Annotated in this window: 22 protein-coding genes and 1 tRNA gene; 12 read left to right on the top strand and 11 right to left on the bottom strand. The window is 48.4% G+C overall.

Translation table 11 applies throughout. The features are described 5' to 3' along the window. Positions 1-133 precede the first annotated feature (133 nt). The 5 genes from Q9L42_RS04720 to Q9L42_RS04700 form a co-directional block, all read right to left on the bottom strand. Positions 134-1,177, bottom strand: a complete 1,044-nt coding sequence (locus tag Q9L42_RS04720) for a succinylglutamate desuccinylase/aspartoacylase family protein (RefSeq protein WP_349432098.1) — start codon at positions 1,175-1,177, stop codon at positions 134-136. 4 nt (positions 1,178-1,181) lie between these two features. Beyond that, on the bottom strand, positions 1,182-2,108 hold the full coding sequence (rimK, locus tag Q9L42_RS04715; protein WP_349432096.1) for a 30S ribosomal protein S6--L-glutamate ligase: 927 nt from the start codon (positions 2,106-2,108) through the stop codon (positions 1,182-1,184). Between the two features lie 519 nt (positions 2,109-2,627). Further along, complete coding sequence (locus tag Q9L42_RS04710) at positions 2,628-3,083, bottom strand: ATP-dependent zinc protease family protein (RefSeq protein WP_305909582.1); 456 nt, start codon at positions 3,081-3,083, stop codon at positions 2,628-2,630. 111 nt (positions 3,084-3,194) lie between these two features. Beyond that, positions 3,195-4,136 carry a YbgA family protein gene (locus tag Q9L42_RS04705; RefSeq protein WP_305909583.1) on the bottom strand — a complete coding sequence of 314 codons (942 nt, stop codon included), beginning with the start codon at positions 4,134-4,136 and terminating at the stop codon, positions 3,195-3,197. Beyond that, positions 4,133-4,615, bottom strand: coding sequence for a DUF1499 domain-containing protein (locus Q9L42_RS04700; protein WP_349432094.1), 483 nt, complete (start codon positions 4,613-4,615; stop codon positions 4,133-4,135). The genes Q9L42_RS04705 and Q9L42_RS04700 overlap by 4 nt, the downstream gene beginning before the upstream one ends. A gap of 317 nt (positions 4,616-4,932) precedes the next feature. Here Q9L42_RS04700 and hisB point away from each other — a divergent pair, with 317 nt between their 5' ends. The 6 genes from hisB to Q9L42_RS04670 all read left to right on the top strand — a co-directional run bounded on the left by hisB (position 4,933) and on the right by Q9L42_RS04670 (position 8,227). After that, complete coding sequence (gene hisB, locus Q9L42_RS04695) at positions 4,933-5,526, top strand: imidazoleglycerol-phosphate dehydratase HisB (protein WP_305909585.1); 594 nt, start codon at positions 4,933-4,935, stop codon at positions 5,524-5,526. A 31-nt stretch (positions 5,527-5,557) separates the two neighbouring features. After that, positions 5,558-6,199, top strand: coding sequence for an imidazole glycerol phosphate synthase subunit HisH (gene hisH, locus Q9L42_RS04690; RefSeq protein ID WP_305909586.1), 642 nt, complete (start codon positions 5,558-5,560; stop codon positions 6,197-6,199). 54 nt (positions 6,200-6,253) lie between these two features. Continuing rightward, positions 6,254-6,988 carry a 1-(5-phosphoribosyl)-5-[(5-phosphoribosylamino)methylideneamino]imidazole-4-carboxamide isomerase gene (gene hisA, locus Q9L42_RS04685; protein ID WP_305909587.1) on the top strand — a complete coding sequence of 245 codons (735 nt, stop codon included), beginning with the start codon at positions 6,254-6,256 and terminating at the stop codon, positions 6,986-6,988. 3 nt (positions 6,989-6,991) lie between these two features. Further along, on the top strand, positions 6,992-7,765 hold the full coding sequence (gene hisF, locus Q9L42_RS04680) for an imidazole glycerol phosphate synthase subunit HisF (RefSeq protein WP_349432091.1): 774 nt from the start codon (positions 6,992-6,994) through the stop codon (positions 7,763-7,765). Next, entirely contained in the window at positions 7,762-8,151 is a 390-nt protein-coding gene (gene hisI / locus Q9L42_RS04675) for a phosphoribosyl-AMP cyclohydrolase (RefSeq protein ID WP_305909588.1), read from the top strand. Before hisF ends, hisI begins: the two co-directional genes overlap by 4 nt. Then, positions 8,152-8,227: transfer RNA gene (locus Q9L42_RS04670), tRNA-Thr, on the top strand. It begins immediately after the preceding gene. A 207-nt stretch (positions 8,228-8,434) separates the two neighbouring features. Here the strand turns inward: Q9L42_RS04670 and Q9L42_RS04665 are convergent. Genes Q9L42_RS04665 through Q9L42_RS04655 form a run of 3 tightly spaced genes read right to left on the bottom strand, consistent with a single transcriptional unit; the run spans position 8,435 to position 9,666 of the window. Continuing rightward, a complete protein-coding gene (locus Q9L42_RS04665) occupies positions 8,435-8,812 on the bottom strand; it encodes a protein-export chaperone SecB (RefSeq protein ID WP_349432088.1) in 378 nt (125 codons plus the stop codon). 3 nt (positions 8,813-8,815) lie between these two features. Then, a complete protein-coding gene (locus Q9L42_RS04660; RefSeq protein WP_305909589.1) occupies positions 8,816-9,079 on the bottom strand; it encodes a hypothetical protein in 264 nt (87 codons plus the stop codon). Then, positions 9,076-9,666 carry a hypothetical protein gene (locus Q9L42_RS04655; protein WP_305909590.1) on the bottom strand — a complete coding sequence of 197 codons (591 nt, stop codon included), beginning with the start codon at positions 9,664-9,666 and terminating at the stop codon, positions 9,076-9,078. The genes Q9L42_RS04660 and Q9L42_RS04655 overlap by 4 nt, the downstream gene beginning before the upstream one ends. 352 nt (positions 9,667-10,018) lie before the next feature. On the opposite strand from Q9L42_RS04655, the gene Q9L42_RS04650 reads away from it, so the two are divergent. The 6 genes from Q9L42_RS04650 (at position 10,019) to Q9L42_RS04625 (ending at position 13,413) form a co-directional block, all read left to right on the top strand. Continuing rightward, positions 10,019-10,576 carry a recombinase family protein gene (locus Q9L42_RS04650; protein WP_305909591.1) on the top strand — a complete coding sequence of 186 codons (558 nt, stop codon included), beginning with the start codon at positions 10,019-10,021 and terminating at the stop codon, positions 10,574-10,576. A gap of 156 nt (positions 10,577-10,732) precedes the next feature. Then, positions 10,733-11,161, top strand: coding sequence for a hypothetical protein (locus tag Q9L42_RS04645; protein ID WP_305909592.1), 429 nt, complete (start codon positions 10,733-10,735; stop codon positions 11,159-11,161). Beyond that, the gene (locus Q9L42_RS04640; protein WP_305909593.1) at positions 11,158-11,460 is read left to right on the top strand and encodes a hypothetical protein; all 303 of its coding nucleotides are present in this window, start codon (positions 11,158-11,160) and stop codon (positions 11,458-11,460) included. Before Q9L42_RS04645 ends, Q9L42_RS04640 begins: the two co-directional genes overlap by 4 nt. Before the next feature lie 49 nt (positions 11,461-11,509). Beyond that, positions 11,510-12,028, top strand: a complete 519-nt coding sequence (locus tag Q9L42_RS04635; RefSeq protein WP_305909594.1) for a hypothetical protein — start codon at positions 11,510-11,512, stop codon at positions 12,026-12,028. Positions 12,029-12,289: 261 nt separating this feature from the next. Beyond that, entirely contained in the window at positions 12,290-13,144 is an 855-nt protein-coding gene (locus Q9L42_RS04630; RefSeq protein WP_349432085.1) for a hypothetical protein, read from the top strand. 92 nt (positions 13,145-13,236) lie between these two features. Then, positions 13,237-13,413: a hypothetical protein gene (locus tag Q9L42_RS04625; RefSeq protein WP_305909596.1), complete on the top strand. Its 177-nt coding sequence runs from the start codon at positions 13,237-13,239 to the stop codon at positions 13,411-13,413. 89 nt (positions 13,414-13,502) lie between these two features. Here the strand turns inward: Q9L42_RS04625 and Q9L42_RS04620 are convergent, their stop codons facing one another. The 3 genes from Q9L42_RS04620 to Q9L42_RS04610 form a co-directional block, all read right to left on the bottom strand. After that, the gene (locus tag Q9L42_RS04620; RefSeq protein ID WP_305909597.1) at positions 13,503-13,826 is read right to left on the bottom strand and encodes a helix-turn-helix domain-containing protein; all 324 of its coding nucleotides are present in this window, start codon (positions 13,824-13,826) and stop codon (positions 13,503-13,505) included. Positions 13,827-13,951: 125 nt separating this feature from the next. After that, positions 13,952-14,137: a helix-turn-helix transcriptional regulator gene (locus tag Q9L42_RS04615; RefSeq protein ID WP_305909598.1), complete on the bottom strand. Its 186-nt coding sequence runs from the start codon at positions 14,135-14,137 to the stop codon at positions 13,952-13,954. Positions 14,138-14,234: 97 nt separating this feature from the next. Beyond that, entirely contained in the window at positions 14,235-15,464 is a 1,230-nt protein-coding gene (locus Q9L42_RS04610; protein WP_305909599.1) for an integrase family protein, read from the bottom strand. Between the last annotated feature and the right edge of the window lie 228 nt (positions 15,465-15,692).

Here is a 15,692-nt window from a genome sequence, read left to right as displayed (position 1 = left end):
CGTATAAACATGACTGAATACTCTGACGATAATGCGGCATATGCCAACGGCAATGCGACAAGCAACTGATAGTCTAAGCAATATTTTCTCAATACCAAGCTAAATCGTTACGACAGGAAGAGGATTGGCGCGCTCAGGTGATGATCAATTCATCACTCAATTCGTCCGTCGGAATGATCGCGTCTTGAAACGATTCCACCTGCTCCGCGACCCCTTCGTGATCTTCGAATTTGGCCAGATGATAGAGCGCCTCTCCTTCATAGACCAGCGGAATTTCCGAGCGCCCGATGACCAGGCCGGTATGTGGAGATATGACCTCGACCTCTACATTGCTGATCGGATCACTGATGATGCCCAACACTTCCTTACGCGCCACATGACTTCCCAATGGTTTGATGGTGCGAAAAATGCCGCTTGCCGGCGCCCTGATCCAGTTGCTGGATTGGGAGATATAAGGTTCCTTGCGTTTTTTTCGAACCCTTTTTTTCGAGGCGACCATGCCCAAATGGCGCATCACGGCCAGTATCCCTTGCAAACCGGCGCGAATGCAGATTTCATCAAAACGCAACGCTTCTCCGGCCTCATAAAGCAGCATCTGAATACCCTGCTCCGCTGCCGATTCTCTCAATGAACCGTCGCGCAGATGGGAATTGATCAACACCGGCACATTGAAGGCCTCAGCCAGCGCCAGGGTTTCCTCGTGATCGAGGTTGGCGCGTATCTGCGGCAGGTTGCTGCGATGTATGGCTCCGGTATGCAAATCGATGCCATGACTGCACTGGGCGACAATTTCATGCATGAACAGATCGGCCAGCCTGGCGGCCAAAGAACCCTTGGCTGAACCGGGAAAAGAACGATTCAAGTCGCGCCGGTCAGGCAAATACCGAGAATGATGGATCACGCCATAGACGTTGACCATCGGAATCGCGATCAGAGTACCGTGCAAACGCTTCAGCGCGGACTGCTTCAACAAGCGACGGACAATCTCGATGCCATTCAGTTCGTCGCCGTGGATGGCGGCGCTGACAAACAGGCGCGGGCCGGGTTTTCGTCCGTTGATGACATGCACCGGCATGGTCATCGGTGTATGGGTGTATAAGGACGGTAATGGCAGGTCGATAACCAGGTTGCAGCCAGGCCTTATTAGCTGATTATTGATGATTAGCTCTGGCTGCATAGGTTTATCCCTTGCCGCGGGTTAGGGTTCTGTAATGTTGTTTACCGGCTTCCAGGGCAACTATTTTTTTCTCTATAAACTTAATGATCAACTCGGCAATATCCTTACCGCTGGCTTCTTCGATGCCTCTCAGGCCGGGCGATGAATTAACTTCCATCACAACCGGTCCATGATTGGAGCGCAGCATGTCCACGCCACAAACATTCAATCCCATGATTTTGGCTGCACGCATCGCCGTCGAACGTTCTTCCGGCGTTAGCCTGATCAATGTCGCGGTGCCGCCACGATGCAGATTGGAACGAAATTCACCCTCTGCGCCTTGACGCTTCATCGAGGCAACCACCTTACCGTCAACGACAAAGCAACGGATGTCGCTGCCGCCGGCTTCTTTGATAAATTCCTGCACCATGATGTTGGCATTCAGGCCCATGAAGGCCTGAATAACGCTTTCCGCCGCCTTGTGCGTTTCCGCCAACACCACGCCGATGCCCTGAGTGCCTTCCAATAACTTAATGACCAGAGGCGCGCCGCCGACCTCTGAAATCAGGTCTTCAATATCGTCGGGATTGTTGGCGAAACCGGTGACCGGCAGACCGATGCCCTTGCGCGCCAGCAGCTGGGTGGAACGTAATTTGTCGCGGGAACGGGTGACCGCCACCGATTCGTTTAACGGAAACACGTTCATCATTTCAAACTGTCTCAGCACCGCGGTGCCATAAAATGTCACCGATGCGCCAATTCTGGGGATCACCGCGTCAAAACCACTTAATTCCTCGCCACGATAATGAATCGTGGGATTTAAGGAAGTGATGTTCATATAGCAGCGCAACACATCCAAAACCCTGACTTCATGCCCCCTTCTTTCCGCAGCTTCCACGAAGCGTGAAGTCGAGTAAAGCTTGGGGTTGCGGGATAGAATTGCGATCTTCATAAGGCTTTTCCTGGAGTAATCTCGTTTCATTGAGCGCCTTAGCGCCGTGTTTTTAGGCCTGTTTTAGACTGAGCGCTTGTCTTTCGCCAGCTCTTGCAATAGCTAGCTTAGCAAGGATGATCGGTCAATCGCTTCGCATCGTTAACATTGCCGAATATTCGAGTGCTGAAGTCATCGTCAAAACAACTTACCGGCTATTGTATCTCGTTTTATCGACTAAGCGTCAAAGCCGCATTCGCACCAGTAATTCCCAGTTTAAGTATTTTTGCAGGGTTTAGGGCATGAGGTGTGTCTGTCGAGGAGCGCCGTTCACCCAGCACCTAAATTATGCTGGAATGTAAAATATAGTCCAGTAGACATGGAATTTAGGTGCTGGGTAAACCCATCCCTAGGGGCTTGACGGCAGCATCCTTGCTGCCGACATCCTCGCCAAACACACCCCATGCCCTTTTTGAACGCCAAAGTGGGAATTGCTGCATTCGCACGGGAAACGTTCTTTTCAACGCAAACGAGCGTCACTCAATCGTCGCGTTCGCCGAAAACAGGCTTGCCCTGCAAATACGATTCCGCCGGATTGACGATAAAACGTTCATTCATCGCCGTTCTGCCCAATAACATGCGAAACTTCATCGTATCACGATTGGTCAGCGTCATTTCCGCCTTGAACAGAGTGTGACCGATCAGCATCGGCGTTTCGATCACAAATCGGCGCTGTTTATGGCCGCCAGAATCGGACACCATACGTCGATCCTTCACCCGCGCCTCGCATTCGATAGCCAGCTCACTGTCATGCGGGTGAGGGTGTATCCCGAAACGGACCCAATGCTGCTTGCCTTTCTTGTATGGATCGACGAAGAATGCATGTAGCGCAGAAGTCCTGGCGCCGGTGTCGATCTTCACCTTGATCGGGGGCAGATCTAATTCTGGCAGCGCGATCCATTCTCGCCAGCCTAGCATGGGAAACAGATTTGACATGGGGGTTATCTCGTTTTTTAGCCGCAATTATAGCCGCTTTGTGAAAATTTCCGTGTAACTATTCAGTATAAAAATGCTTTTTCTATCACGCGAAATCGTTATCTTTCCGCCTTATATATCGTTCAACAAGGCAAGCTCCTCGGGATGAGGCGACATGTAATAAGAACTGTCGATGAAGGGGTCCGGTTGCTTACGGAAATGGTGTCTCAGCAACGTGACCGGCACAATCAGCGGCAAGACTCCCTGACGATATTTCTCGATCGTTTCAATTAACTCTCGCTTGTCCTCATCATCCAGCCTTTTCTTCAGATAACCCTGGATATGTTGCAGCACATTGACATGATTGCCGCGGCTGGCGACGATGCGTAGGCATTGCATCAAGGCCGAGACATAGCGGTCGGCCACTTCCTCGATATTATCGTTATTGGCTGACGCCGCGATGCGTCCCAATTCCCTGGCCTGATTTTGTTCATGGCTCATCGCGATCAGTTTGTGACGACTGTGAAAAACCATCAGCGCATGAGGCGTCAAGGCCTGCTGATTTAATTGTCGCCAACGGTGATAAACAAATACCCGCTGGATGAAATTTTCTCTCAAACCCGAGTCCCCCAGCCGACCTTCCTCTTCCAAAGGCATCAGCGGGAAATGATCCTTAATATACTGGGCGAACAAGCCGGTGCCGGAGCGATGAGGATATTCCTTGTGGTAAACCTTGACTCTTTCCATACCGCAGCTAGGGGAGTCTTTTTTAAGGATATAACCGGTCAGCGTGGCCAACCAGTCATGTTGCTGCTGCGAACATTGTTGCAACTGCTCGGTGACATCCAGATCATGATCCTTCACGCCCACGCAACGTATGCCTTGCTCGGTTTCCCTTAATTGCACCGGGGGCCGGGGGATTGTCATGCCGCTGGCCACTTCGGGACAAAAACGGCGAAATTCGAAATATTCCCCCAGTGTTTGCTCGATATAACTATTGCGTTTATGACCTCCGTCATAACGGACTTCATCGCCCAATAAACAGCTGCTGATGCCGACGATTATTTTTTTCATTTTTTCTCGGACGGTTGTTTGGTGTGACTGCGTAGATAGACATTCATTTTGTCTTTGACGGCCTTGACTCGGTTCCGATTGACGCCGAAATCATAATGACCGACCCGGGAGGCAGAACGCAGATGAATCAGCTTCTTTTCTAAATCCAATCTGACCTCGAGATCATCGACAAACCTTAGCCAGCGGGAACGAAATTCGGCTCGTAAGTAAAATCCATCCTCATCGATTATGTTCCCTCCCTGGGCGGCGATGATGTTTTTCAACAATTTCCAAGCCGGCTGGGAGGGATAGTGACCTAACTGCAAGGCCTTTGCCGGCATGTTTTCGCTGCTGACGCAGTTCGGCGAATCCGGGCAAGGCAACAGTTTGCCGTTTTTCAATCCCAATCTGGGCATGGGATCGCTGAGACTGATCATGGCCAAGAACGACAACAGCAACAGCATTGCCATAATCAAACCAAATCGAGACACTTTATTCATCATGGTTCCCCATTGTTTCACAGCGCCTAAGCTTACAGTGGCCATAACCACAGTCGCCAGTCTTTGGCTACGCACTCGCAATGACGTCACGATCCGTTCACGGCCGGGACAATCGACGCTATTTTCTATCACTATAACGCCTTCATGGGCGTCAATGGAATAGCTAATTTGCAAGGCCGGGGATGCAATGATTTTAGCGCGCCGAGACCGCGCAGGCTGTGCATTATGCAACGCTTTCAAGCGGGCTTGCGTTTTTAGCATTTTTTTTGTTATGAGTCATGGTGTAGAATTGCTGATTTGAACACTAAAATCCCGGCATGAACCCACGTACCGCCCAAATCGAGCGTAATACGCTAGAAACACAAATAAAAATCAGCATTAATCTGGACGGGGATGGCAGCGCCTCCTTTGTCACCGGGGTTCCTTTTCTGGATCACATGCTCGATCAGGTGGCGCGACACGGTTTAATCGACATGAACATCGAAGCCAAGGGCGATCTTGAAATCGACGCCCATCATACCGTTGAAGACATCGGCATCACCTTGGGCCAGGCCTTCGCCAGCGCCTTGGGTAATAAAAAAGGCATCTATCGTTATGGCCATGCTTATGTGCCTCTGGACGAGTCCTTATCCAGGGTGGTGATCGACTTTTCCGGGCGTCCAGGGCTGTTTTATCAGGCGGACTATCCGCGCGCGATGATCGGCTCGTTTGACGTGGATTTATTTCGCGAATTTTTTCAAGGTTTCGTCAATCATGCCGGCGTAACATTGCATATCGACAATCTAAAAGGCGGCAATGCCCATCATATCGCCGAAACCATCTTTAAAGCGCTGGGCAGAGCGATTAGAATGGCGATTAGCGAAGATCCGAGAATGGCCGGCATTATGCCGTCCACCAAAGGTACACTATAATAATTTTAACCTACCACTTTAACGCTTTGTTATGTCATCAGTTGCCGTTATTGATTACGGGATGGGCAATCTTCACTCGATTGCCAAAGCCCTGCAGCATGCCGATCCGGCAGTCAATGTTCAAATATTCTCCGACGCCGCCGCCATCAAACAGGCGGACCGGGTAGTATTCCCCGGTGTCGGCGCCATCCGCGATTGCATGCACGCCCTAAACGACAGCGGCTTATCGGACGTGATCAAGGAAACGGCCGCCAGCAAACCTTTCCTGGGCATCTGTCTGGGCATGCAGGCCTTATTGACCGATAGCGGGGAGAACGGGCTGACGCCGTGCCTGGATATTTTCCCCGGCCACGTCGTGCATTTTGCCGAAGGCCTGGTCGATGCCGACGGCAGCCTGCTAAAGATCCCGCATATGGGTTGGAATACGGTCAACCAAAAACCACATCCTCTATGGCAGGATATTCCTCAGGGCAGTCGTTTTTATTTCGTGCACAGCTATTATGCGGTGCCGGACAACGATCACGACAGCATCGCCACCAGTCAGTATCCCGAGGAATTTACCTGCGCATTGGCGAAAGACAATATCTTCGCCGTGCAATTCCATCCGGAAAAAAGCCAGACGGTCGGACTGCAATTGCTGAAGAATTTTTTAAACTGGGATGGTGTTTGCTAGCGCCGTGCCTTTTACTCGCCTCTATGTATCTGATTTAACCGTTGAGAAGTTGATATGTTGCTAATACCTGCAATTGATTTAAAAGAAGGAAAGTGTGTCCGTTTGCGTCAGGGTCGCATGGAAGACAATACCGTATTTTCTGACGATCCCGTGGCCGTAGCCGGCAAATGGGTGGAAGCAGGCGCGAGAAGGATTCACCTAGTCGACCTGGACGGCGCGTTTGCCGGCAAGCCGAAAAATGCCGACGTGATTCACGCCATTGTCGAAGCTTATCCCGATGTGCCGGTGCAAATCGGCGGCGGCATACGCGACGAGGACACAATACAGGGCTATCTGGATGCCGGCGTGCAATATGTCATCATCGGCACCAAGGCGGTCAGCGAACCCCATTTTATCAGGGACGTGGCGCTGGAGTTCCCCGGCCATATCATCGTCGGTCTCGACGCCAAAGAAGGCAAAGTGGCGATCGACGGCTGGTCCAAACTGTCGCGCCATGACGTCATCGATATGGCGCAAAAATTCGAGAATTACGGCGTCGAAGCGATCATCTATACCGACATCTCCCGCGACGGCATGATGACCGGCGTCAATGTCGAAGCCACCGCCAAACTGGCGCGCTCGATTCGTATTCCCGTCATCGCCTCCGGCGGCATCACCAACATGGACGATATCCGCGCCTTGGGCGCAGTAGCCGAAGACGGCATCATGGGCGCAATCACCGGCCGCGCCATTTATGAAGGCACGCTGGATTTTGCCGAGGCCGAAAAACTGGCGGAATCATTCGCATAAATCATGAGCTTAGCTAAACGTATTATCCCTTGTCTCGATGTCGATAACGGCCGCGTCGTCAAAGGCGTCCAATTCGTCGACATCCGCGACGCCGGCGATCCGGTCGAAGTCGCCAGACGCTATGACCGGGAAGGCGCCGACGAAATCACCTTTCTCGATATCACCGCGACCCATGACGACCGCGACACCATCGCCCACGTGGTCGAACAGGTCGCCAGCGAAGTCTTCATCCCACTGACCGTCGGGGGCGGCATCAGGACGCTGGACGATATACGCCGGATGCTCAATGCCGGCGCCGACAAGGTCGGCATCAACAGCGCCGCGGTGCGCAATCCGGAATTCGTCAGGGAAGCGGCGCAAAGATTCGGCTCGCAATGCATCGTCGTCGCGATCGACGCCAAAAAAGTCAGCGCCGAAGGCGAACCGAACCGCTGGGAAATCTTCACCCACGGCGGCCGCAAGCCGACCGGCATCGATGCGGTCGAGTGGGCGAAAAAAATGACCGATTACGGCGCCGGCGAAATCCTGCTGACCAGCATGGACCGCGACGGCACCCGCGAAGGTTTCGACCTGGCCCTGACCCGCGCGATCAGCGAGGCGGTATCGGTGCCGGTAATCGCCTCCGGCGGCGTCGGCAACCTCGATCACCTGGCCGACGGCATCATCGAAGGCAAAGCCGATGCGGTGCTGGCCGCCAGCATCTTCCACTTCGCCGAATACAGCATCGAACAGGCCAAGCAGCACATGCAGGCTAGAGGTATCGAGGTGAGGTTATGAGCGACGCCTGGCTGGACGAAATCCGCTGGACCGATGACGGGCTGGTGCCGGTCATCGCACAACAAGCCGACAGCGGCAGGGTGATGATGTTCGCCTGGATGAACCGGGAGTCCCTGCAATTGACCGCCGAGGAAGGCTACGCCGTGTACTGGTCCCGTTCGCGGCAAAAGTTATGGCGCAAAGGCGAGGAATCCGGCCACCGGCAGAAGGTGCTGGATATCCAATTGGACTGCGACGAAGACGTCATCTTACTGAAAATTGAACAAGAGGGCGGCATCGCCTGTCATACCGGTCGAGAAAGCTGCTTCTACCGCAGTCTGGTAGATGGGCAATGGCAACCGGTCGAGCCGGTACTGAAAGACCCGAAAGCGATCTACAACAAATAAGCCGATGTAGCTCAGTCGGTAGAGCAACTGATTCGTAATCAGTAGGTCGCGGGTTCGACTCCCGCCATTGGCTCCATTAATTTCAATGGATTGAGCGCCTATTTTCTTTTTATTGAAAGACTAATATAAAATTAATAGGCATATAGTAGGCATTTTTTTGTGATCGATATTTTTAGTCAATACTTCAAAATTTATTACTTTTTGATGCAATTAATGCCGCACATGTGGCGAAAAGGAATTGTTAGCTAATGACTAGATGGTGGATCAGTAATGTATGTATAACTTATTCCTGGTTTGCCATTGCATGAAAGTTAATTGTCGGCAAAAGAACAGCACCATAGCCAGAATTTACGGTCAGTGTGCTAATAAAACTACGTAAAAAAGGATAGGCTATTGCTGGAGCGTTTTCTTTTGTAAAGTGAGAATTCTTAAATTCTTCAGTAAGCTCTTCATCAGTTTCAAAAAAAGCAATATATTCGATAGACAAGTTGAAGCCTTCTTTGGATTTTAGAGATAGATTGAAGCTTATTATAAAGGAAGTTCCATGATCATTGCTAAAGCCACTAGAGTAACCTAACTCGATAGAGTCCTCTTTGGGTAGCTCTTCAATTCTATAAAATTCTAACTTCTCTACCTTTGTTTCGCGTAGGGATATCTGCATTTTTTATGCTGCAAGATCAATGTTGTGATTTTCCAAAGTAAAAAACGTAGGTTGATTTGCGACTTTGACTTCTGAAATCGGGTAATGTTTCATATCTACAGAGCGAACAACAACGATTTGCTTATTAGAATAAGTTACATGGTAAGGGGACTCCAATTGAACAGGAACATATCCATAGCCATGTTCTACAAATTTCTCTCCAAGTTCTTCTGCAGACATTGAATTAATACGCTCAAGGGCTTGTTTTGCCAATTCTTGAATGTTCATAATTTCACCTTTCCTTCCTTTGCTTTTTTCATTGTGTTAGTGCATATATTTGCAGAATTTTTCACGCACATTACCGTTACATTCGGAACATTAGATTTGATTCTATATTGTCTTTGTCGTTTTGTTTTTATGTAAAGATTATGAATAATAATCTCTAGTTTCATAAAGTCAGCAACCATGTTCCAAAGAATCCGATTATCTTCTTCAAGCTTACGGTTTCTTTTCCAGTGTTTATCGTGTATTTCCAGTAATTTGTCTCTTACCTGATTAAAAGCTTTAAGATCTTCTTGTTTATTTGTATCTAGAACATTCTTACCATGAACTTCAGCTGATAGAACAGTATATCGGGGATACAAAGGAGGATTGCTCCTACCGTTCCATGCTTGATTTGTAGCCCATTCCTTAGCATTATTTATAGGATCAGAGATCCCATCTACAAAGAAGTATATACCATATCCAAGCCAATCATCAGGATTTTCGCTTGGTTTAAAATTTGTATCTAGGATTTTGTCGGCACATTCTTCGCTTGTCCCATGATATCCAATGAATATTTTACTTTCCTCTACCGTAGTCAATTCTTCTATCATGCTCTATCCAAAGCTATTTTTACTCCATTGTAGGCGATAAGACGTCTATCTTTTTCTCCTTATCCCTCATTGAAATAGCGGAAACAGGATGAAAAAACGGATGAATAAAAGAGGATCTATCAAGTGGATGCGGGTAAATTCATAAGGCATCCATATTGAAATGCTGAAGTATGATAATTGAAAAATATATAGGCGTAAATCCAAAAGGCGATTATTTGTCTTTTAAAGTATACATTGCAAGACCTTTTTTGCTAAACGGTAGAATGCGGTCTTGACGCGTCTTATTCTATGTCTCATAATTAATTCCAACAAACTCTAAGAGTTTATGAGACATAATTAAGAGGATACGATCATGGCTAAAATAGGTTACGCGAGAGTTTCATCAACCGGTCAATCGCTGGACGCTCAACTGAAGAAATTAACAAAGTATTGCGGCGACGGCGACAGCGAGATATTCCAAGAGAAGCACACAGGAACCACCGACAACAGACCTCAACTAAAAGCCTGTTTAAGACATCTCAGAAAAGGTGATCAGCTTGTAGTCACAAAGCTTGACCGACTGGCGCGTTCAACACTGCACCTCACCCAAATAGCCGACGATTTGCAAACACGTGGCATCGAGCTCGTCGTCCTCGATCAAAACATCGATACCTCGACACCGACCGGCAAACTCTTATTCAACATGCTTGCGTCCATTGCTGAGTTTGAGACAGCTCTCCGCAAAGAGCGACAAACCGATGGCATAGCCAAAGCCAAAGAGAATGGCGTTAAGTTCGGCGCAAAATCTAAGCTGACGCCGACGCAGATCACAGAACTGAAGGAGAAGCGCGCCAGCGGCACAAAAATAAAAGACCTCATGTCAGAGTATCAGATCAGCAAAGCAACCGCCTATAGGCTTCTATCTGACTGATACACGCTGCCTCACCACCAAACCGGCCACTGTGCCGGTTTTTTTATGCCTATCGTCCAGCCGTTAGATGATTAATTAAACAATCAACAACTTACATCTTGTAACGTATACGAATTAATAATACAATATTCTTTTTAATTCAAATGGTTATAAAAAATGAAGAAAAAACCGGGACCAAAGCCAATTAAGGGCGAATCAATGACCGCCACCGAAAGAATGCGGCGTTATCGAGCAAAAATGAAAGCCACTAAGGCCAAACAAGAGATCATCAAGGAGGAAATGGAAAAGGTCGGCGTGTCACCCGTTGGCCTGTATCTGCCGTCGATCTATTTACATGCATTACGCCAGTATGAAATAGGACTTTGTTCGCATCCTGATTTAGTTGACGCGGTCGCGGGTTCGTCGCGCTGGCTGGCTTTAGCCATTCGGCAGTTTTTAGAGGCCCGTGTTGATGAGGCCCATAATCCTGAGTTATCGGAAATGATGAATAGCGCGGAATGGCAAGAGGCGTCATCAATCGATTATGGCGATGCAATGACGCGGGCAAAAATCAGGATTCACGAAGAAATGGAGGGCAACCAATGAGAACAATCTACCTTAACAAATTCGAAGCATCAGTCTACCTGCACAGGCTATACGATGAACTGCTAATCATTGAAGGGCTTGACGACAAGCACCCTGATTTTTATTCAATCATCACTGAGAACCTGAGAAATCCAATATCGCCGGATGCCGTCAAGAAAGGCTACCCACGCGGCAATCGCGTGACGTATGGCAAAATTGAACATATCCGCATCGGAAACCGCCCTTGCTTCTTCAGATCGGAACTAAAAAAGTGGTTCATTTTGCATTACGCACCGAAGTTGCTACTAGAGGCGGCGTGATATGCCGGGAAAGCCGAAAACAACACCCGAGATTAAAGAGGCAATCCACTTGCGTGACGCTGGCTATTCGTTAGCCAGCATCGCAGACAAGACCGGCATCAGCATTGCGACACTGGCGCGCCACTTCAAAAGGCACGGCGTCAGCAAGGGCTCTCTGACCGATGAATCGGTCGAATTGGCGCGTCAGCAATTACTATCCGATGCCGGATTCATCGACAGCCTAAAAGCCCAGATTGCCGCCTCCATCGTCGATGACCTTGCACACGTCCGGCAGCTACGCACGGCAAGCGCCATATTGCTTGAAGAGATGCTAAACGATAAGAACCTACCACCGCACTACAAAACGCGCGGTGTCGCGGCTCTGTCAACGTCTCTGCGGCTAACACAAGAGGCAGCACGCAAGGCTTTACGAGTTGATGAACTGGAGCCGGAACCCAGCGAGTTGCCGGAGCTGATCGTATCCGAACTGACGGCGGCAGAGATCGAAGAAATGCGCAAGGAGCAACAAAGCGATTCAGTTTATGATCTGCCAGCGCCGGAAGAGATCGAGATCGTAGAGGAGAGTTGACGATGGCTGAGTTGATACTTGCGGCGGCTTGTTTGGCCGATGTTTACATTGTATTGCCGGAGTCGATGACGTGACCATGCCGACGGCGTGATAAAAACCAATGTCTTAGAAAAAAACGACTTTATGCTGAGGGGACCTATTCATCGCCTACTGTGATTTTGAAAATCTGGGTGATGTGAGGCGAAAATCCGGCAACCGGTAACACAAACAAAAAAGCCCCCAATGCGCTGCAACGCCGGAGGCCTTAAGAAAATATATTACATGACATATTATACACCACTGAAATACGACCAAACTTTATTTCTTGAAAGGCGTGCGGCCTTTCTACGCCGAAAACGCGAAATACAAAAATGTGAAGATTCCCGCCGAAAACCATCGAGAAAAACCAAGCTCAAAAACAGGCGCACACTAGAGGCCATGCAGGCTGTAGTCAAATTGGAAAAAGCCAAAAAGAAAGGCAAACCAGTATGTATAAATATAAGACACATAACATCACGCATTCCGATGGTTCAAAAATGGCAATATTTGGATGAATGCAACAAAGTATTTTTCTATCAACTGGCGTTGGAAAACGCAGAAAAAAGAGGCGGCGGCCTGAAGCTCACCCCTTTTACATTTAATGCCTCAAATGAGCTTGTGGGGGCCTTCTACCGGCAGAAAACAAAAAAGCTGGCTGACTTTCTGCGTGACCACATAACAGAAGCTCTAAAAGGTCTTAACAGGCCGGTAGAATATTATTTCGTCATTGAGACAGCCGGACGCGGCAAACTTCACCTACAAGGCGCAATGCTTATTGCTGAGCCTGAGCAATCACTTATAAGAAAGGCGCTTGCAAAGGTAAACCGCAAAATGACGACAGGCGAGAAAAGAAGTTTTCTTGAATGGGGCTTAAACAGCCGGAACGAAACTATCAACGCCTATGGCAACCTATACGCAACATTGAACTGGGCAGATTACAACCTCAAAGAATACCGGCGCAATATGCTGGGCTACAGCTTGAAGAATGTGACCGCATCTAGCGCCCCGATGACGCGGCTTGCTAAAGAATACCACGCTCGATTCAGACAGCTAAAAAAGCAAAGCAAATTACCGGCTCATTGCGCGCATTACGCTTGATCAACACAATAAGTCACGGCTTAGTTATTAGCATTGCCTAATATTCTCAGATACAATCACCGGCTCTTCAAATCCAACAAGGAAAAATAACAATGAAGTTCCAAGAAATCACCCTCAACCAACTAGCAACGATTCACGACGAAGCGACAGACCTGCAAACCCACCACGCCGGCAATCAAACAATCTTTACCGGCAATCACCCACAACACGGCAGCTTCATCATGCATCAGGTGGGCGCATCAGACGAAGCAATCCTGATTCAGCTATAGAAGCAATCCTGATTCAGCTATAGTAGAAATGCTTTAATAGAGAAGGGACCGACCACTCTTGGAGGAGATGTTTACGAATGAAGGAGTGATTAAGACTGTGAAATGACTTTGATCATGTTGATAACTGCCTTTCTTTTTTCCTCTGGAAGCTCTTGTAAGATTATCGCAGCTTCATAAACTTCATCATCAAACTCTACTCCATATTGCAACCATGCCGGAGATACGTCCAGCGCTTTTGCAAGTAACTTCAGATAAGTTTCGGTTGGTTGAGTGGTCGGTCCCTTCTCTATTTTTGCAATAGTCGACCGGCCTACGCCAGATCTATCGGCTAACTCCTGCTGACTCATACCTAACTTTTTTCGCCTGGTTTTTAATCGCGTTCCGATATCACTGTTAGTAACATTATTCGTCATAGAACCACTTGCGTTTTAATTAATTGAGCGGCAATAGTGTCACCAGATAAGCAAAAAAGACAGGAAAAAAACTTTCCTTTTCTTTTTATCACCTCAGCCGGTTTTGCCCGTCACCGCTCATACAGTTAGGCACACGGCTTCACCTCACAGCTTTTCAAATACTCTTCAATGTCAGCGACACGGTATTTCACCATCCGCCCGATTTTAATATACTTCGGCCCAGTTCCTCGCCAACGCTGTTGCTCCAGCCATGCCATAGTAAAACCATATCGTTTAGAAACTTCTTTCGTGCAGAGCAAAACATCACTCATTAAACCAATCCTCATATCAATATTAAGGAGGCTGATGCACTACGCTCCAGCCTTACATCCCAATATAGTCACGCGCGGCTTATTTGATGAAAAAAAATTATTTTGCCACCCTGACCCGATCCAGCTCCACAACCTCAGCGGATTGTCGAATCTCAGCAGATCTCAAAACAAAGTCGGTGATTCTCTGCATAGGCTCGCGTAAACGTTCGGTATTCAATTGTAAATAGCTGCTGGTAATATCGCTGCTATCCATTTTATGATTAACCAATGCCTTTAGCGTATAGTGGCTAATATCCAAACTTTCGGCGATAGTGATAAACGTTCGGCGTAGATCGTGTAAGGTGAAGTGATTACCAATAGACTCGCCCACAGCAATAACCCGCTTCTTAGGTTCTGCTAAATGACCGCTTGCCGAATCAGCAGGAAACACGAAAGGGCTATCATTACCAACCTTGCGGCCTTTCAGTAAATCAGCCAGGTAATCACTCAGCGGCAGCACAATAGGGTTTTTATTCTTCGGGTCACGAATAAAGAAACTACGGTCCTCAAAAGAAACATCGTCCCACCTTAACCGCGCGGCCTCTTGACGCCGACACCCTGTCAACAAAACAAATTGCATGTAATCACGAATTACGGGATTGTCTATTGCCAGCACCGCATCGAACCACGCTTTTAACTCATGCGCTTTAAGGTGACCTGTCCGGCGGTCCACTCGATACCATTGTTTTGTTTTGGAAAGTCGAGATACTGGGTTTTCTGGGAGTATCGAATTGCCTTTAGAGTCTTCATATTTGGCGGAAGCGAAGTTCAATACAGAGCGTAACACGCGAGCGGATAGATTGGCGTATGCATGGCCGCGTTCTTCACCGATCTTTTTATGTCGGCGCTCGACCATATCTTTACTGATGTCCACAATGCTCTTTCGATACCAGTCACCGTAAGCCACCTCCATCGCGCGCTTGTAATCGTAGACTGTTCTCGGTTTTAAAGATCGTCCGGCCATAAACTCATCAAACACCTGTTCCAGTGTCACGGCTTTTGCTTTGCGTTCCTGTTTCTCAGCAGTGGGGTTAATACCTCTAGTCATATCGCCAAGCGTCTCCTGAGCCATTTTTCGCGCTACAGGAGCCGTTAAAGCCGGATGCTTGCCTAATGTTGTCCTAACGGTTTTTCCGTCGATACGGCGCTCACAGATAAACGCCTTCGACTGTTTGCCAACGCGCAGACCGAAACCCGACAAATCTGTGTCCCAATAGATGACCTGACCGGATTCAGGCAGCGGTAGTTTATCGACGGCTGATTTTGTCAGCTTAATTTTTGATGCCATGCTCTTTATCCTCTTGATTCACGCCTACTAAAAAATTAGTAGGCATATAGTAGGCAGACTGTGTCAAAGTCGGTCGGTGACCGTATGACTAGATAATACAGTCAAGGCCATGTAAATCAAGGGATTCGAGACAGCGTAGAAATTAGTAGGACTCGGTAAAACACAGGGACGTAGAATTCGTAACCAGTAGGTCGCGGGTTCGACTCCCGCCATTGGCTCCATTTTTTA

The sequence above is a fragment of the Methylomarinum sp. Ch1-1 genome (genome assembly GCF_030717995.2).
GTDB lineage: Bacteria > Pseudomonadota > Gammaproteobacteria > Methylococcales > Methylomonadaceae > Methylomarinum > Methylomarinum roseum.
This window is presented reverse-complemented; position numbering and strand designations above follow the sequence as displayed.